The sequence below is a fragment of the Coriobacteriia bacterium genome (assembly GCA_016649875.1).
In the GTDB taxonomy this organism is placed as follows: domain Bacteria; phylum Actinomycetota; class Coriobacteriia; order WRKU01; family JAENWW01; genus JAENWW01.
Window position 1 is genome coordinate 39,773 of record JAENWW010000010.1, and the last position, 17,831, is coordinate 57,603.

Sequence of the window (17,831 nt, forward strand, 5' to 3'; positions counted from 1 at the left end):
ACCGATGGCAAACCGCACGATTGCGGTTTTTATGAATAAAGGAATCGAAATGCGTGAAAAATTAGAGAAACTCATCAAATCGTTTGAAGTGCTGACGGAAAAAATCGGAGATCCCGATATCATAAAGGATCAAAAAGAATACATTCGTTTGATGAGAGAGCACTCGAATCAGACTCCCGTCGTTGAGAAAGCAAAAGAGTATATCGTCGCGCTCGACGCGCGCGATGAAGCAAAAGAACTCCTCGACAATGAGAGCGATTCGGATATGAAAGAACTCGCGCTTGAAGATATGCGCGCGCAGCAAGTTATCATTCCTCGGCTCGAAGAAGAAATCAAAGAGCTGCTCATTCCCACCGATCCGCTCGATGAAAAGAACATCATCGTCGAGATCCGCGCAGGTGCCGGCGGAGATGAAGCCGCTATGTTTGCCGGCGAGCTCTATCGGATGTATTTGCGCTTCGCCGAGACCAATCGCTGGAAGGTGGAGGAAATCGACGCCTCCGGATCCGAGGCCGGCGGCTATAAGGAAATCTCTTTTCGCGTCAAAGGTAAAAGGGTGTATTCGGTAATGAAGTTCGAATCGGGAGTCCATCGCGTTCAGCGTGTTCCCAAAACCGAATCTCAGGGAAGAATTCACACTTCTACGGCTACCGTTGCCGTACTTCCCGAGGTCGATGACATCGAGATTGAGATCAGCCAAAACGACCTGCGTATCGACGTGTATCGTTCAAGCGGTCCCGGTGGACAGTGCGTCAACACGACCGACTCGGCGGTACGGATCACACACCTGCCTTCCGGACTCGTCGTACAGTCTCAGAACCAAAAATCGCAAATCCAAAACCGCGAAGCGGCGATGCAGGTTTTGCGTGCTCGCCTCTATGATTTCGAACTAGAAAAGCAGCAAAGCGAGCTCGGGGCGCAGCGACGCAGTCAAATCGGTTCGGGTGACCGTTCTGAAAAAATCCGTACGTATAATGGTCCCCAAGACCGCGTGACCGATCATCGCATCGGATTCAACGGCTCTTACAACTCGATTCTCGTCAACGGTGACCTGACCGACCTGACCCGGGCGCTCAATACTGCCGATCGTTCCGAGCGTCTCTCTGCGGCTGCGGAATAACCGTACTTTCGCGCCGATACGGATGGATGATGTTATGACTGACCGCGTTTGGACCATCAAAGATGCGCTTGATTGGACCACCGAGTTTCTCGCGCAAAAAGGCGACGAGCATCCCCGCAGGAGCTCGGAATATCTTCTTTCGTATGCGACCGGGCTTTCACGGATACGGGTGTATGCATTTTTCGATCGACCGCTTACACAAGACGAGAGAGATATTTTGCACGAGGCGGTCGCGAAACGAGCGCTCGGCGCGCCGTTGCAGTATGTGACGGGTGAGGTCGCATTCCGCCACATCATACTCAGCGTCGGACCGGGCGTGCTCATTCCCCGTCCCGAAACCGAGGTGCTCGTCGACATTGCACTCGACTTGATAAAAGACATCACCGAGCCCAAAGTGCTTGATGTGGGAACCGGGAGCGGCTGCATTGCGCTTTCCATCGCGCATGAGAATCCACGGGCGACTGTCGTGGCGACCGACATTTCTCCCGAAGCGCTCGAAGTCGCCCGCAAGAATGCCGACGCACTCGGGCTGTCGGACCGAGTTACCTTTTTGGAGGGAAATCTCGCTAGTAGTGCCTTCGACCAAGGTGAATCGTTTAACCTTCTCGTATCGAATCCGCCCTATATTCCTTCGGCCACGCTAGCCGATCTCGAGAAGGAAGTCGTGTCGCATGAGCCCGTTCTCGCTCTCGACGGCGGAGAAGACGGTCTCGATGTATATCGTGAACTTTTGGAACAGATTGTAGATTTTTCGAGGAATCATGTGCCGTTTTCTGCCGTTTTCGAGCTCGATGAGAGAAATGTCGCACAAGCACGTGATGTTGCGTTAAAGTCAAGCGCATATAGTCGGGTTACGGTGCGCCCCGATCTCACGAAGCGTGATCGTTTCTTGGTTTGTGTTCCTTAGAGGATAGTTCGATTTTCGGAGGCGGTTCTAATGAATAAGAGCTTTCATGTCGATCAAAACCATCCATCTGCAGAGGTCGTGAATCTCGCCGCCACGCGTTTACGCGATGGCGGCGTTGTAGTATTTCCGACTGAAACGGTCTATGGGCTCGGCGCTCTCGCCGAAGCGGGAGTGTGCTACGGAGCAGAAGAGTTGTTCGACATCAAGGAGCGCCCGCTTGACCTCCCCATTCCACTTTTGGTCGGGAGCCCGGCAGACATCGATGTATACGGTGTCGATATTCCCGAATATGCCCGCGTGCTCGCACGCACGTTTTGGCCGGGTGCTCTCACGCTCGTGGTGAAGTCTTCCGATCGCATCAGGAAAGAGTTCAGAGCCGCTGACGGCTCAATCGGCCTTCGCTGTCCCGACAGCGAACTCGTGCGCGAGCTTCTCGATACGGCGGGAGGTCCCCTTTTCGCGACGAGCGCAAACACACACGGACTTCCTTCACCGACCTCATTCGAGCAGATTGAACCGCGTATCATCGAAGCGGCCGACATGGTCATAGACGGCGGATCGACCGACCGCGGTGTCGCCTCGACGGTCGTGGTATGTACGGGAAAGGACTATCGAATCGCTCGGGAAGGCGCAATCTCCGCATTTGAAATCGCGGAGGCACTTGCGTAGAGCCATTCGAGGCCAATCGGAGCATCCCTCATGTGTTTATGGGGGATAGTTTTCGCAGTTCGTCGACTATTGATTTATACTGGAAAAGTCCTCGCGTTTGCGGACTTCTCGTATTCGACTTTTCACAAGGAGTGATTCACACGTGCGCATTGCACTCGCGTCCGATCACGGCGGTTTCGTCCATAAAGACATTCTCGTACAGTATTTGAAAGATGAGGGTCATGAGGTCATCGACTTCGGGACACGGAGCGCGACTGAATCGGTCGACTACCCCGACTATGCCCGCAAGGTGACGGATGCGGTTGCGAAAGGCGACGCCGACAGAGGGATTCTTGTGTGCGGTACCGGTATCGGAATGGCAATCGCCGCCAATAAGACCAAGGGTATCAGGGCGGCAAACATCGTATCTCCCGAGTTCGCTCAGCTTGCACGACGGCACAACGACGCGAATATCCTCGCGCTTTCCGGGCGCTTCGTCGATATCGACATGAACAAGCGCATCGTCGACGTTTTTCTCACAACGGATTATGAAAAAGGACGTCATCAAAACCGTCTTGATAAAGTTACCGAAATCGAAAACGACTGAGAGGAAGAACCACCATGTCACTTGAGAATCTCCGCGCCCAAGATGCCCAGTTGGCAGATGCAATCGATTGTGAACTTGTTCGCGAACGCGACACCATCGAATTGATTGCTTCTGAAAACTTCACTTCGCGCGCGGTCATGGAGGCACAAGGCACCGTTCTCACCAATAAGTATGCCGAAGGTCTTCCCGGTAAACGTTACTATGGCGGCTGCGGATGCGTCGACGTCGTCGAGAATCTCGCTCGCGACCGCGCGTGCGAACTTTTCGGTGCTGATCATGCCAATGTGCAACCGCATTCCGGTTCCCAAGCGAACATGGCCGTTTACTTCGCCAACCTCAACCCCGGCGACAAAGTGCTCGGTATGAGTCTCGCACACGGAGGCCACCTCACGCACGGCTCGCCGGTCAACTTTTCGGGAAAGTGGTTCGACATAGCTTCTTATGGGCTCGATCCCGAGTCGGAAACCATCGACTACGACGAGGTCGAACGAATCGCGCTCGCAGAAAAGCCGAAAATGATCATTGCCGGCGCCAGCGCATATCCGCGGGCCATCGACTTCGAGCGCTTTGCAGACATCGCGAAAAAAGTGAGTGCGGTTTTAATGGTCGATATGGCGCACATCGCAGGCCTGGTCGCCACGGGAGCACATCAGTCTCCCATCCCGTATGCCGATTTTGTGACTTCGACCTCGCATAAAACGTTGCGCGGCCCTCGTTCGGGCTTCATCCTTTGTAAGGAAGAGTATGCGAAGAAAATCGACAGTGCGGTGTTTCCCGGTCTTCAGGGCGGACCGCTCGAGCATGTCATCGCCGCCAAAGCGGTCGCTTTCAAAGAAGCCATGCAGCCTGAATTCAAAACCTATATAAATCAAGTGGTGATCAATGCCCGCGTAATGGGTGAGGCTATGGCCGAGGCCGGTCTTCGGCTCATCAGCGGGGGCACCGATAACCATCTTCTACTTGTCGATCTTCGTCCGGCCGGCATCACCGGCAAGGATGCTGAAAAACTCCTCGAGTCAATCGGTATCACGTGCAACAAGAATGCTATTCCAAACGACCCCGAAAGTCCTTTCGTCACATCGGGCATACGCGTCGGATCTCCCGCGATGACGACGAGAGGGTTCATGACCGATGATGCCCGCCTCGTCGGCGCTTTAATCGCTCGCGCCTTGTTCGAGCGCGGAAACCCGATGGCGCTCGGCGAAGTGCGTGCGCAAGTCGCAGAGTTGCTGGGTCGCTATCCTCTCTATCCCGGTCTCTAGACCCGAAAGTATCATCAGAAGTATCGAGGAGACGTGATGTCTGAGCAAATCGGCACGCAAACTGACGAAGACCGCCCCTCCTGGGATGAGTATTTCATGTCGATCGCCGACAAAGTGTCGGAGCGGTCGACCTGCATTCGTCGTCATGTGGGAGCCGTCGTTGTAAAAGACAAACGAATATTGGCGACGGGGTACAACGGTGCCCCGGTCGGTGTCGAGCATTGCACCACACGTGGCTGTTTGCGCGATCAATTGGGAATTCCGAGCGGTGAGCGCCACGAGCTCTGCCGCGGAACGCACGCCGAACAAAATGCACTCATGCAGGCTGCACGATACGGCATTCCCATCGATGGGGCGATGGTGTATTGCACCACCCAGCCCTGCATACAGTGCGCCAAGATGCTCATAAATGCCGGCATCTGCGAAATCGTCTTCGAAGGGGAATATCCCGATGCACTCGCTCGCGAGCTTCTCGCTGAAGCGGGCATGCGCGTCAGAGTCTTCTCAGAAGAAAAGTAGGTCGTATTTTTCGTGAGTTATCTTCATTACATAGCTCTTCTCGTGTGCGGTGTGCTCGTTACCGCGCTCGTCACACCGTTGGTCCGAGACCACGCGATAAAGAGACACATCCTGTCGATGCCCGGCGGTAGAAAGATTCATAAGCGCCCGGTTCCCGAAATGGGCGGAACCGCCATCATCATCGGGATGATTGCGGTGATTGTGCTTCAGATAATCGGTGAGAGTTTTTTTTCGTGGAAGGGCTTTTCCTCGGACTTGACGAGCGATACGCTCGTGCTCATCGGCATCGGTGCCGGCGTTTTGGTGATATATGCCGTCGGTCTCATAGATGATCTCAAAGACATATCTCCGGGTCTGAAATTAACAGGTCAAATCCTTGCCGCGCTCATCGTTTCGTTGTGTGGCTTGCGCATCAATTTCATATCCAATCCGTTCCAAGATTCGATAGTCAATCTCGGCCTCCTTTCCGTACCGGTGACGGTGGTGTACCTCGTAGCTTTTGCAAACATCATCAATCTCATCGACGGCCTCGACGGTCTTGCCGCAGGCCTTTCCGCAATCGCCGCGAGCAGTTTGCTCGTGCTGGCCGCAGGCGCCAATCAATTGACCGCCGCCATAATCGCCGCCGCGCTCATCGGCAGTTGCATCGGGTTTTTGTTCTTCAATTTCAATCCGGCCTCCATCTTCATGGGGGATGAAGGCGCACTCACGCTGGGCTTTCTTTTGGGCATTATTTCGATGATGGGCGTGATGAAGACAACCGCGGCTATTGCCTTGGCCGTTCCTCTGCTCATCGTCGCGATCCCAATCTTCGATACCTTTTCTGCAATCGTTCGCCGAATGCGTCATCACACATCGTTCAAAGTGGCCGACAAAGGCCATATCCATCATCGGCTTCTCGGCCGCGGTTTCAATCAGCGGCAGACGGTTTTGATTCTTTATACGTGGTCTTTCGCGCTTGCCGTCGGGGGCTATGCCATTCGATATGCGCCGTTTTGGGTTCGCACCGTAACCTTAGTCGTGCTCTTCGTGGTCACAGGCGTTCTGACTTACTGGCTCGGTCTGTTCGAATCGGTGTATCCCGACGGGGAAAAGCAGACGAAAGAGCCCCGAAATCGATGATTTTCCTTCTGAATATTAATTGACGTTTAGGCTTGCGATAAGAAGCTGTCAACGGTACTATTTAAATGTTGTGTAATAGTCTTGTTACTTTTACGCATTTTTTATGAGGGAGCGTTTAGCAGCGATTTTGGAAAGGGCGAACATCATTCTCGAACAGCCGGCTATAGCCTGTTTTTTTGGGCTTTTTACGGGCGCGCTTATGATTCTCATTCTCGCCGTTTTTGCAAACATCGCTTCTGAAAAGAACCCTACCGCTAGCATGGCCTTAAGTATGATGGGCGTTATTCTGAGCACCGCATTCGGCATCGGAATATTGTTCGTCTATAAATGGCTCGCTAGTCAAGGATTTGTCTGGTTTGGTATAGCCACCATAGTCGGTTACTTTGTCGGTCTCGGTGTTTATACCGTTCAGAATATTCGCAAGATGTCGGATTCGAATCAATAAAAGGAGGGTTGAATGTCAGCAGAAGCAGCAGGTTTGTCTCCTATGGAAAAACTGGTACCGGAAGTCAGTCATTATATTAAAATGCTTGATCCACTATCAGTTTCCGGTAGTAGAGCAAATCCGGTCAAGCTCGGTTGGAATGAGTTTGCACTGAGTACGTATATGATTTTCTTTATCATTGCGCTCATTTTGGTTGTAGCCGTAGTGTTTTGGGCGAAAAAACGTATGGCGCCCGTTCCGAAAGGTCGCGCGATTAACGCTTTCGAGGCGGTCGTCGATTTCGTGCGTAACAATATCGTCGGCGGATGCATCAAGCACGACGGAGAAAAGTACACCCCATTTATTTTGACGGTGTTCTTTTTTATTCTCGTCAGCAACTTGATCGGTCTTATCCCCGGTTGCAAGCCGAGTACGGGTACTGTAGGAGCAACTTTCTCATTGGCAATAATCGTGTTCGCGTACTTTACCGTTACCGGTGTTGTCAAAAAAGGCGGTTTCGGATACATAAAAGCTATTGTTCCCCATGGTCTTCCGAAAGCAATTGTACCGCTCATCTTCGTAATCGAGTTGGCCTCGATGTTGTTGCGACCGATTACGTTGGGCTTGCGTTTGTTTGCCAACATGTACGCGGGACACATTATTTTGGGAATCTTTGCTATTCTGACGAAATTGTTTATCTTGGCCCCATTTCAACATCAGGGCGTTTTAAACGCGTTGGTTTCGCCGGTGTGGTTCTTGCTTCTCGTCTTAATGTACACGCTCGAGGTTGCCATCGCAGGTATCCAGGCGTACGTCTTTACGCTTCTCACCGCCGTCTATATCGATGGCGCGATCGGCGAGCACTAGAGATGTTTGCTCTATGCACGAGGCGAATGTCTTCGTGTCCGTTTAGTTAACCAGTGAGTGATTTCAAGGAGGATCTATACAATGACAGGTTCAGTTAGCATTATCGGTTACGGCCTCGCCGTTCTCGGCGCAGGTATCGGTATTGGTATTGCCGGCGGTATGACTACCGGCGCAATGGCCCGCCAGCCGGAAATTTCAAGCACCCTACAGACGATCTTCATTTTGTCCGCTGCATTCATCGAGGCGCTCGCACTTCTCGGCTTCGTTCTCTCCCTCATCAAGTAGGGTTACGGTAATTCGACCAACCCTAGGAGGTATGGTATCAATGAAGACTCGATTCGCACTAGCAACACTCGTTGCATTTGCGACGCCGGCTGTTGCCATGGCCGCTGAAAGCGGTAGCGGAAAAGCGAGCGGTGGCATTATGGATAGCCCGATTATTCCTAACTTGGGTGAGTTCATCGTCATGCTCGTCGCGTTCCTGGTTTTGATGTTTGTTCTCAACAAGTTTGCATGGCCGATGATTCTCAAGGCGCTCGATGATCGTGCCGAGAACATCGAAGGTTCACTCAGAAAGGCCGAAGAGGTAAAGTTTGAAGCTGAGAATATCTTGGTCGAGTATAAGGCGAAACTCACCGATGCTCACAAAGAGGCTGCTTCAATCGTCGAAGCCGGTCGCAAAGCCGGCGAGGCTGCTCGTGAGGGAGTCATCGCAAAAGCCAACGAGGATGCGGCGGCCATCACCGCGCGTGCCCAGGCCGCCATTGAGGCTGAGAGGCGTTCTGCAGGTGCAGAGCTCGAGGCGCAGATAGCGGAATTCTCGGTAGCGATTGCAGGGAAACTTATTGGTGAGAAGCTTTCGGCACATCAAGATGCCAAGCTCATCGACCGATATCTCTCAGAGATGGGTAGCTTCAATGACAACTAAGAGCGAGTCAATAAGGGTATATGCACGCGCCCTCTTCGACCTCGCTCTTGCGAGCGATTCAGTAGATGCGACGGGCACCGGTCTTGCGAGTATGCAAGATGCGGTTGCTGCTAATCCGACGCTCTCTGACGCCCTCGCAGATGTTTCGCTGCCGGCAGCGAAAAAGGCAGCGATACTGCAAGAGCTTTTTGTCGGTGTCGCGCCCGAAGCATTGGGCATCGCGCTCATTTCCATAGAGCGCATTGGTGCACAAAGTCTCGGTTTACTCGTTGTGGCATTCGATAAGATTGCTGCAACCGAGCGAAACATTGTTGTTGCTGAGGTCACGACTGCGCATCCGTTGACGGATGCGTTGCGTGCATCACTCCAAGAGAAACTCTCCGCCAACATCGGTAAGCCGGTGTCGCTTCGTGAGCGCACCGACGACAAATTGATCGGCGGGGTCCGTATCAACATTGCCGGACGCGTTTTGGATGGTTCGATTTCGAAACAGTTGACCTCCATTCGTTCGGTTCTTACGAATTCATCAGTAGGAGGTGAGGCGTAAATGGTTCAGATTGATGCAGCAAAAATTAGCGAAGTATTGCATAAGCAACTTGACGACTTTAAGCCAGACCTCGATATCCGTGAAGTCGGCAAAGTAATTCAAGTGGGCGATGGAATCGCACATGTGTCGGGTCTCAACGAGGCGATGCAAGGTGAGCTTCTCGAGTTCGAATGCGAGGACGGTCGTATCGTTTCAGGTTTGGCGCTCAACCTCGAAGAGAGCGAAATCGGTGCGGTTTTGATGGGCGACGTCGACGCCGTCGGTGAAAACGATGTCGTACGCACCACGGGTCGTATCGTCGAGGTTCCTTGCGGAAGAGGCCTTCTCGGCCGTATCGTCAACCCGCTCGGTGAGCCTCTCGACGGCAAAGGACCGATTAAAGCCGAGGGTTATCGTCCTGTCGAGTTCAAGGCGCCGGGCGTCATTTCCCGTCAGCCGGTTCATGAACCCATGCAGACCGGTATCATGGCTATCGACTCGATGATTCCTGTCGGTCGCGGTCAACGAGAGCTTATCATCGGAGACCGTCAAATCGGTAAAACCGCAATTGCAGTCGATACCATCATCAATCAAAAGGGTAACGGCGTAGTATGCGTGTATGTCGCCATCGGCCAAAAGGCCACGACGGTCGTCGCGCTTGCCGAAACACTCGAAGCGCACGGAGCACTCGAGTACACCATCATCGTGGCGGCTGCAGCTTCCGAGTCGGCTCCGCTCCAGTACATCGCGCCTATGGCCGGTTGTGCAATGGGCGAGTATTTCATGTATAACGGTGCAGATGGGAAGCCTGCCTCCGCAAGCAATCCCGGTGGACATGTCCTCTGTGTCTATGACGACCTCTCGAAGCAGGCAGTCGCCTACAGGCAGATGTCGTTGACACTTCGTCGTCCTCCCGGACGCGAAGCATATCCCGGTGACGTATTCTATTTGCACTCACGCCTTCTCGAGCGCGCCGTCAAGCTCAACGATGAAAACGGTGCCGGTTCATTGACCGCGCTCCCCATCATCGAGACGCAAGCCGGCGACGTTTCCGCCTACATTCCGACCAACGTGATTTCCATCACCGACGGTCAGATATTCCTGCAGACGGAGCTCTTCTTCCAGGGCGTGCGTCCTGCTATCAACCCGGGTATCTCGGTATCTCGTGTCGGTGGTTCGGCACAAACCAAAGCCATGAAGCAAGTCGCGGGTTCGCTTCGTCTCGACCTGGCACAGTATCGTGAAATGGCTGCCTTCGCGCAGTTCGGCTCCGATCTCGACAAGGCGACACAGCACACCTTGGCTCGCGGTGTTCGAGTAGTCGAACTCCTCAAGCAACCCCGCTATGAGCCACTGCCTTTCGAGGACCAAGTCGTAGCGATATTTTCCGTGTCGAAAGGCTTTGCGGACAGCGTCGCGCCTGAGCAAATTCAAGCGTTCAGAAATGGACTCATTGAGTTTGTGAAGACATCTCATCCCGAGATTCTCGAGGCGATTCGTGCCGAAAAGAAACTTTCGGATGAAACATCGGGTAAACTCTCAGCGGCAATCGAGGCCTTTCGGGCTTCCTTTGTAGTACCAGAGTAGGGGTAGCTGATGGCGAACCTGAGAGACATCAAAAAGCGTATCACCAGTGTCCATTCGACACGTCAAGTTACGCGCACCATGGAGATGGTCTCGACGGCTAAGATTCGCAAAGCTCAAGAGAACATTGAGCATGCACGTCCTTATGCATTAGCTATTGCAAATATTTTGGGTAATGTGACGAAAACGACCGAGTCGATTCCGCATCCGTTGCTTGCAGTTCGTAAAGAGAAGAAGCGAGTTGCCCTCGTGGTAATCACTTCCGATCGTGGGCAAGCCGGCGGATTCAACTCGAACGTCATTCACTTGGCTGAGAAATATATGCATGCGCAAGAAGCGGCGGGTATCGAAGTCGAGCTGATTGCCGTAGGTAAAAAGCTCGTCGGATACCTTTCGTATCGTGACATCGTTCCCACGCTGACTGTGACGGGAACCAGCGGTGCGCCGACTTTGGCCGATGCAAAAGTAATCGCCGGTCGCGTCATCCGCGAGTATGCGAATGAGGAAATCGACGAGGTCGTGATCATCTATAACCGGTTTGTCAATGTAGCGGTGCAGCATCCTGAAATTTCAACCTTGCTCCCTATTTCCCATGAGGAAATCAGCGGAGCCGAGGAAGAGGCTTCAAAGCGCAGTGCCGACTACATCTTCGAACCATCGGCGGAAAGTGTGCTCCAAACACTTCTTCCGGCATATGTGGAGGCTTTGATTTTCAGGTCTCTTATGGAGTCCGCAGCATCCGAGCACGGTGCTCGTCGCACAGCGATGAAAGCCGCAACCGATAATGCTACGGAAATGATTGAAACCCTGTCTCGGTCATATAACCGGGCACGTCAGGCGGTTATCACCACCGAGATTTCTGAAATCATCGGCGGCGCGGCCGCGCTGGAAGGGTAGATGGACAGATTGGAAAAGGACACACCTATGAACGTAGGACGTATCGTTCGTTGTGTTGGCCCTGTCGTAGACGTTGAGTTTACCGCAGAAGCTATGCCGGCGATTTATAATGCGCTCAAGGTCGATGTCGAGACTCCTGTCGGACGCATCAGCACAATTGCAGAGGTGCAGCAGCACCTACCTGGAAATGTTGTGCGTGCGGTCGCGATGTCCTCGACTGACGGCCTCCAGCGTGGCACAGAGGTTATCGATACGGGCGCACCCATGAAGATGCCGGTAGGGCCGGGAACTCTCGGTCGTATTTGGAATGTCATGGGAGAACCCGTTGACGGGAAACCTATGCCGACCGAAGGAATCGTGGATTGGTGTTCGATTCACCGTGCCGCACCGAAGTTCGAGGACCTCGAGTCTGAGACCGAGATCTTCGAGACGGGCATCAAAGTCATCGACCTTCTCGAGCCTTATATCAAGGGTGGAAAGACCGGTCTTTTCGGCGGTGCAGGTGTCGGCAAGACGGTTATCATCATGGAGCTCATCAATAACCTCGCTCAAGAGCATGGTGGTACTTCGGTATTCACCGGTGTAGGTGAGCGTACCCGTGAGGGAACAGACCTCTTCCTCGAAATGAGTGAAACGGGTGTCATCAATAAGACGTGTCTCGTGTACGGACAGATGAACGAGCCTCCCGGAGCGCGTCTTCGTGTCGGTCTCGCCGGATTGACCGAGGCTGAGTATTTCCGCGATCAGGGACAAGACGTTCTCTTCTTTGTGGATAATATTTTCCGCTTCACCCAGGCCGGTTCTGAGGTTTCGGCACTTCTCGGACGTATGCCTTCGGCCGTCGGTTATCAGCCGACTTTGGCAACCGAGATGGGAGACCTCCAAGAGCGTATCACCTCGACTAAGACGGGCTCAGTCACTTCGATTCAGGCGATTTACGTCCCTGCCGACGACTTGACCGACCCGGCTCCCGCAACGGCGTTTACCCACCTTGATGCGACGACCACGTTGTCTCGTGCCATTTCTGAAAAGGGTATTTATCCGGCAGTCGATCCGCTCGACTCTTCGTCGCGCGCACTTGATCCGTCGGTCGTAGGAGATAAGCACTATGCAGTCGCCCGCCAGGTGCAAGAGATCTTGCAACAGTATAAAGACCTCCAAGATATCATCGCGATTCTTGGTATGGATGAGCTTTCAGAGGAAGATAAACTCACCGTTTCTCGCGCTCGTAAGATCGAGCAGTTCCTCTCTCAGCCGTTCCACGTTGCAGAGCAGTTCACCGGTATGGCCGGTCGTTATGTGAAGCTTGAAGATACCATCCGTGGTTTTGATGAGATTTGTCAAGGTAAGCACGACGATATCCCCGAGCAGGCATTCCGCTATGTCGGCACCATCGAGGAAGCTCTCGAACATGCCGCGAAGATGAAGGAAAGCGAATAAGGGGGTAACCGAGCATGGCACGTTCCCTGACTGTTGAAGTCGTTACTCCATCGGCTACCGTCTATAAGGGTGAAGTCGAAATGGTCGTAGCTACGACGACCGGTGGCGAAGTGGGCATTTTGCCGCTTCACGCGCCCATCGTCGCCGAACTTGCGACCGGCGAACTTCGACTCAAAAAAGGTACCGCCGAGGAAACGGAAGTTTTCGCGACTTACGGCGGATATATCCAGTGTGCCGACGACCGAATGATTGTCCTCACGGACAATGCGGTAAATGTCAAAGATGTCGATATCAATGAGCTTGAGGGATTGCTCAAGTCACTCGAGGATCGCATCAAGTCGTTACCCGAAAGTGCGGTCGATGAGCGCGGTGGACTCACTCGTGAATTCGAATGGACCACGAACATGTGCATGATTGCAAAACGTCATAAGAAATAGTTCGTGTGAAGGTGGAATGAAGTCGGGTCTCCGTATCGAAGGAGGCCCGACTTTTTATTTGTCGGTGTGTAAGGTATTCTTGTCTGTATGGAAACAATAAAAGTACAAGGAAACGGACGCCTACATGGCGAGGTAATCGTCGAGGGCGCAAAGAATTCGGCTTTAAAACTCATGGCGGCATCTCTGATGATAGAGGGGGTGACGCATCTCAAAAACGTCCCTCGAATCGCCGATGTCGCAACAATGGAAGAGCTCCTCTGCGGTTTGGGAGTCGTCGTGACTCATCTCGGACCCCATGAGATGACGCTTGATGCGACCAATCTCACTTCTCATCGAGCGCCGTATGAGGTCGTTGCGAAAATGCGCGCCTCCACTGCGGTGCTCGGACCGCTTACCGCACGCCTCGGGAAGGCGAGTGTGGCGCTTCCCGGAGGATGCAACATCGGATCGCGAAAAATAGATATGCATATAGACGGACTGCGAGCTCTTGGCGCAGACGTCGAAACCGAGCACGGCTATATCGAAGTCACGACTCCGCACGGCCCCTTGAGCGGTACGGAGGTGACTCTCGACATACCCAGTGTCGGTGCCACGGAGAACCTCATCATGGCCGCCGTTCTCGCACAGGGCGTGACCGTTATCGACAACGCTGCCCGCGAGCCTGAAATTTCAGACCTCATAGATTTCTTATGCGAGTGCGGTGCAGATATCAAAGGGAGAGGGCACTCTCATCTTGAAATCATCGGTTGCGATAAGTTGCACCCCGTCATACACTCCGTCGTCGGAGATCGAATCGAGGCGGGTACGTTTATCGCTGCGGCGTTTATCGCCGGCGGGCCGGTCACGGTCCGTGGCTTTAAGCCGGAGCATCTCGACATCGTTTTGCAAAAACTGGTTAGCGCCGGTGCATCCGTCGAACGTCTTGAAGACGGCGTCGTCATCGATCGCCTCGGTGAAATCAAACCGGTTGATATTCAGACGCTGCCCTATCCCGGTTTTCCAACCGATATGCAGGCGCAGTTCATGGCGTTGATGTCGGTCGCCACGGGTGCGTCGATGATAAGCGAGAACGTGTTCGAGAATCGCTTCATGTTCGCCGATGAAATCGGACGAATGGGTGCCGACATCCGTATCGAGGGACACCACGCTTTCGTCAAAGGTTCCGCTCATTTGTCCGGTGCACCGGTGAAGTCGACCGATCTTCGTGGAGGAGCTGCGCTTGTACTCGCGGGTCTCGTCGCCGACGGTGAGACGGTCGTTTCGAATATCTATCACATCGATCGAGGCTATGAAGACTTTTGCGGTAAGTTACAGATTCTCGGCGCGCGAGTTGTTCGAAGCAAGGAATAGGTATTCTCATCGAAGCTGTGCGGTTTGTGCTCTGTATTGTGGGTTTTTGACGACTTGCCGACATATCGGTTTCGTTTTCAGAATTTTTGCAATACTGTAGTATGTCTGCAACATGGGACATGACTTTTAAAATATCTGCACATGCTCTGTGCGTGTCGACAAGCGTCGCTAAAATATATAAGAAAATGATTTAGGAGAATTATGGGTCGTCATTCTGCTCGTTCGAACAATAAGAGTGACCGCGACGCACGTCGCGGCATCAATACACCGACGAGACGAAAAGAGCGCCACGGAATCGTCGGTCGCGGGAACACGGGAAGAACGAACAATCCCTCGCGTTTCGCGGAGGGACCAATCGCCGACTTGAACTTCGACTCCGCTGCCAGCAGGAAATCCGGTACGCTCGAACGTGCGCCGAAACGACTCCGAAACGAACTCCAACGACGCCGCCATCGCACTAAAAAAATCATGGCGGGAGTCGGCATCGGTCTACTTGTGTTCGTGGCGCTTGCGGCTGCCGGTGGATTCGCTTACTGGAAGTACATCGAAGGCAAACTGAATACAAATATCACCGGTACGAAAAAGCTCGGCAATCTTAACTTGACGAAAACCGGTTCGCAAGCGCCTTACAATTTGCTCATCATGGGTTACGACAAGCGAAAAGCGGATAAGCAATATCGTTCAGATACGATGTTGCTTGCACGTATCGACCCTAAGAAAAAGAAAATATGGATGATTTCGCTTCCTCGAGATTATCGAGTCCAAATACCCGGCTACGGCACGAGGAAGCTCAACGCCGCTTATGTATTCGGACAAGAAAAACTTGTAATCAGTACGGTCGAAGCGCTGACCGGGCAAAAAATCAACCATTACATGGGAGTCGACTTCACCGGCTTCAAGAAAATCGTGGATGCGATGGGCGGCATTGAAGTAAACGTTCCTTACAAGATTGATGATCCGAAGGCCGACTACACCGCCGGTCACACGGCATCGGTTATCGACAAAGGTGTACAGATTCTCGATGGTTCGCATGCACTGACGTTCGTGCGTACGCGTGCATTTCCCGATGCGGATATAACGCGTATGAAAAATCAGCAAATCTTTTTCAAGGCAGTTGCGGATACGGCGGCGCATAAACTTAACGTTGCACAAATACCTGGACTTGTGACCGCTGCGGTTCCTTACATGTCGACCGACATGTCCTTGATGGATTTGATTCGCACGGCGCGCGATCTTAGAAGCGCGGGAAGCGGCAACATGTATACGACCTCGCTACCCGGCACATGGATATCTCCGTTCCTCGTCCCCGATGAAACGGAAAAAGCCGCTATCCTCAAGAAGTTCGAAGAGGGAGTGCCTTTTGATGAAACTGCCGCTGAAGCGGAGGCGAAGAAAGTCGCTTCGCTTAAACCCGCCGAAGTGAAAGTGACGGTTCGTAACGGAACCACGAAAGTCGGAGCCGCCAAGCAGGCGGCCTCCGTTCTTGAGACTCGCGGATTCGGTGTGGGCGAGGTCGGCAATACCGATCAGCAAAATGTCTACAACAAAACGATGGTCATCTACAAGACTTCGAAGGCTTCCGCTCAATTAGTCGCGAAATATTTGCAGCCCGACGTGCAGATCGTGCAGAGCCGTGGTATGTACACCTTCAAAACGGAGACGATGGTCATCATCGGAAAAGATTGGGATATCAATAAGTTACCGGTGACTAACGTTAACAACAATTAGCCGAAAAGTGTGAGAAGATAGCCCAAATGAGAAGGGGCGGGTCTCGGCACGGATTAATCGAGCTCGGTAAATGATTGGGAGCAAAGTGTGTTTGAGCTATTTGTACATAAAAGACTGATTTTTCTCAGCGTTGCAGTTTTTGTGGGCTCACTTGTTTTTTCAAGTGCGTCTTTCGCTGCTGCGGTTCCGACATTCAGCTTTTCCGGAAGCGGTCTCGGCCACGGAGTCGGTATGTCACAAGAAGGCGCGATGGGCATGGCGAAGGCGGGAAAAAGCGTAGAGACGATCATGTCGACCTACTATGCCGGCACGACTTTGACGACGCCCAAGCCATTATCATCAAATAGCGTGCTTGTCAATCTAGATCCGAGCAAAAACGCCCACAGTTCTTGGACGATTCGTCCCGGTTATGATAGGTCATATTTCACCATCAGTGGATTCCCGACGGCATTTCCCGATGACAAATACAAATTCAGCGTTTCAAGCGGAAAGATAATCATGACATCCGCCAGTGGCAAAACCGCGAAAACGACGTTCAGCGGTTCATCGATCACCATCGTGCCGGCGCTGGTTTCAGGTGACGACCTCGACCAGGTTTCGGATGCGTCGGGGCCATTCAACCATCCTGATATGCGATATCGGGGAAACCTCATTCTTACAATTTCAGGAACAAAATTACTTCTGATCAACAGTCTCAATATGCAAGACTATCTGTACGGAGTGGTTCCCCGCGAGATGCCCTATAGTAGGTATCCCGCATCGTCCCAGGCTCAAGCCATAGCGGCACGCAGCTATGCTTATCAAAGTGTGGCCAACGGAACGACGCTCTATTGCAATACGTACAGTCAGATGTACGCCGGTCATTCGCGCTATGACGGAGCGACAGACGATAGAAGAGAGACACAAAGGCAAAACGGGGATGACTACCACTACGAAGATTCGCGGTCAAACGCCGCTGTCGATGCCACCAAAGATAAATACGTGATGTACAACGGCAGTGTGGTCCGTGCGTATTTCGCCGCATGTAACGGGGACTACACGGCTAACATCACCGATGTGTGGGGGAGCAATTCCCTTACGTATTGGTCGACGGCAAAAACGAGCGTAAGAGACTACTATTGTGAAAATATGCATCCCGGCACCAACAGCGGGCATCATAATTGGACGAAATCGTACACGGGATATACACTCGCCAATCGGTTGAAAGCGAAGGGCATAAGCTGTCCGAGCGGCGCTGGTACGACCGTGTATGTGACGAAGTTCACTCCTACGTACGGTACGAACGGATGGGTCAAAAAAGTCGTCGTCACCTGGTCGACGGGGCAAAAGACGACCGTTGCCACCTGCGCGGACAACGTCCGGATCAAGCTCGGTTTCAGCTCGGCTCAATTCACCGTCACGAGTTCGACACCCTTATCAACAGACTGCTATGCAAAGAACATATCCGTCACCGGCGGAACGCTCA

General features: G+C 52.8%; 19 protein-coding genes. All 19 read left to right on the top strand.

The window, feature by feature from the left end:
• Positions 1–49 precede the first annotated feature (49 nt).
• Positions 50–1,120 carry a peptide chain release factor 1 gene (prfA, locus tag JJE36_05105; GenBank protein ID MBK5211674.1) on the top strand — a complete coding sequence of 357 codons (1,071 nt, stop codon included), beginning with the start codon at positions 50–52 and terminating at the stop codon, positions 1,118–1,120.
• Positions 1,121–1,154: 34 nt separating this feature from the next.
• The gene (prmC, locus tag JJE36_05110) at positions 1,155–2,027 is read left to right on the top strand and encodes a peptide chain release factor N(5)-glutamine methyltransferase (GenBank protein ID MBK5211675.1); all 873 of its coding nucleotides are present in this window, start codon (positions 1,155–1,157) and stop codon (positions 2,025–2,027) included.
• Positions 2,028–2,057: 30 nt separating this feature from the next.
• Positions 2,058–2,696 (top strand): threonylcarbamoyl-AMP synthase, encoded by a 639-nt coding sequence (locus tag JJE36_05115; GenBank protein MBK5211676.1) that lies wholly within the window; start codon positions 2,058–2,060, stop codon positions 2,694–2,696.
• 142 nt (positions 2,697–2,838) lie between these two features.
• A complete protein-coding gene (rpiB, locus tag JJE36_05120) occupies positions 2,839–3,282 on the top strand; it encodes a ribose 5-phosphate isomerase B (protein MBK5211677.1) in 444 nt (147 codons plus the stop codon).
• A 14-nt stretch (positions 3,283–3,296) separates the two neighbouring features.
• On the top strand, positions 3,297–4,544 hold the full coding sequence (locus tag JJE36_05125) for a serine hydroxymethyltransferase (protein MBK5211678.1): 1,248 nt from the start codon (positions 3,297–3,299) through the stop codon (positions 4,542–4,544).
• Between the two features lie 36 nt (positions 4,545–4,580).
• Positions 4,581–5,063 carry a dCMP deaminase family protein gene (locus JJE36_05130; GenBank protein MBK5211679.1) on the top strand — a complete coding sequence of 161 codons (483 nt, stop codon included), beginning with the start codon at positions 4,581–4,583 and terminating at the stop codon, positions 5,061–5,063.
• Positions 5,064–5,075: 12 nt separating this feature from the next.
• Positions 5,076–6,185: an undecaprenyl/decaprenyl-phosphate alpha-N-acetylglucosaminyl 1-phosphate transferase gene (locus tag JJE36_05135; protein ID MBK5211680.1), complete on the top strand. Its 1,110-nt coding sequence runs from the start codon at positions 5,076–5,078 to the stop codon at positions 6,183–6,185.
• A gap of 103 nt (positions 6,186–6,288) precedes the next feature.
• Entirely contained in the window at positions 6,289–6,630 is a 342-nt protein-coding gene (locus JJE36_05140) for a hypothetical protein (protein MBK5211681.1), read from the top strand.
• Positions 6,631–6,642: 12 nt separating this feature from the next.
• The gene (gene atpB / locus JJE36_05145; protein ID MBK5211682.1) at positions 6,643–7,476 is read left to right on the top strand and encodes a F0F1 ATP synthase subunit A; all 834 of its coding nucleotides are present in this window, start codon (positions 6,643–6,645) and stop codon (positions 7,474–7,476) included.
• Between the two features lie 81 nt (positions 7,477–7,557).
• On the top strand, positions 7,558–7,761 hold the full coding sequence (gene atpE, locus JJE36_05150) for an ATP synthase F0 subunit C (GenBank protein MBK5211683.1): 204 nt from the start codon (positions 7,558–7,560) through the stop codon (positions 7,759–7,761).
• 40 nt (positions 7,762–7,801) lie between these two features.
• On the top strand, positions 7,802–8,404 hold the full coding sequence (gene atpF, locus JJE36_05155) for a F0F1 ATP synthase subunit B (GenBank protein ID MBK5211684.1): 603 nt from the start codon (positions 7,802–7,804) through the stop codon (positions 8,402–8,404).
• Positions 8,394–8,951, top strand: coding sequence for an ATP synthase F1 subunit delta (gene atpH / locus JJE36_05160; protein ID MBK5211685.1), 558 nt, complete (start codon positions 8,394–8,396; stop codon positions 8,949–8,951). The genes atpF and atpH overlap by 11 nt, the downstream gene beginning before the upstream one ends.
• Positions 8,952–10,517 carry a F0F1 ATP synthase subunit alpha gene (locus tag JJE36_05165; GenBank protein ID MBK5211686.1) on the top strand — a complete coding sequence of 522 codons (1,566 nt, stop codon included), beginning with the start codon at positions 8,952–8,954 and terminating at the stop codon, positions 10,515–10,517.
• A 9-nt stretch (positions 10,518–10,526) separates the two neighbouring features.
• A complete protein-coding gene (gene atpG, locus JJE36_05170) occupies positions 10,527–11,411 on the top strand; it encodes an ATP synthase F1 subunit gamma (GenBank protein ID MBK5211687.1) in 885 nt (294 codons plus the stop codon).
• On the top strand, positions 11,412–12,851 hold the full coding sequence (atpD, locus tag JJE36_05175; GenBank protein MBK5211688.1) for a F0F1 ATP synthase subunit beta: 1,440 nt from the start codon (positions 11,412–11,414) through the stop codon (positions 12,849–12,851).
• A 14-nt stretch (positions 12,852–12,865) separates the two neighbouring features.
• Positions 12,866–13,288: an ATP synthase F1 subunit epsilon gene (gene atpC, locus JJE36_05180; GenBank protein ID MBK5211689.1), complete on the top strand. Its 423-nt coding sequence runs from the start codon at positions 12,866–12,868 to the stop codon at positions 13,286–13,288.
• 87 nt (positions 13,289–13,375) lie between these two features.
• Positions 13,376–14,638 (top strand): UDP-N-acetylglucosamine 1-carboxyvinyltransferase, encoded by a 1,263-nt coding sequence (gene murA, locus JJE36_05185; protein MBK5211690.1) that lies wholly within the window; start codon positions 13,376–13,378, stop codon positions 14,636–14,638.
• A gap of 201 nt (positions 14,639–14,839) precedes the next feature.
• On the top strand, positions 14,840–16,366 hold the full coding sequence (locus JJE36_05190) for an LCP family protein (GenBank protein MBK5211691.1): 1,527 nt from the start codon (positions 14,840–14,842) through the stop codon (positions 16,364–16,366).
• A gap of 87 nt (positions 16,367–16,453) precedes the next feature.
• A partial coding sequence (locus JJE36_05195; GenBank protein ID MBK5211692.1) for a SpoIID/LytB domain-containing protein occupies positions 16,454–17,831 on the top strand: 1,378 nt, incomplete at its 3' end.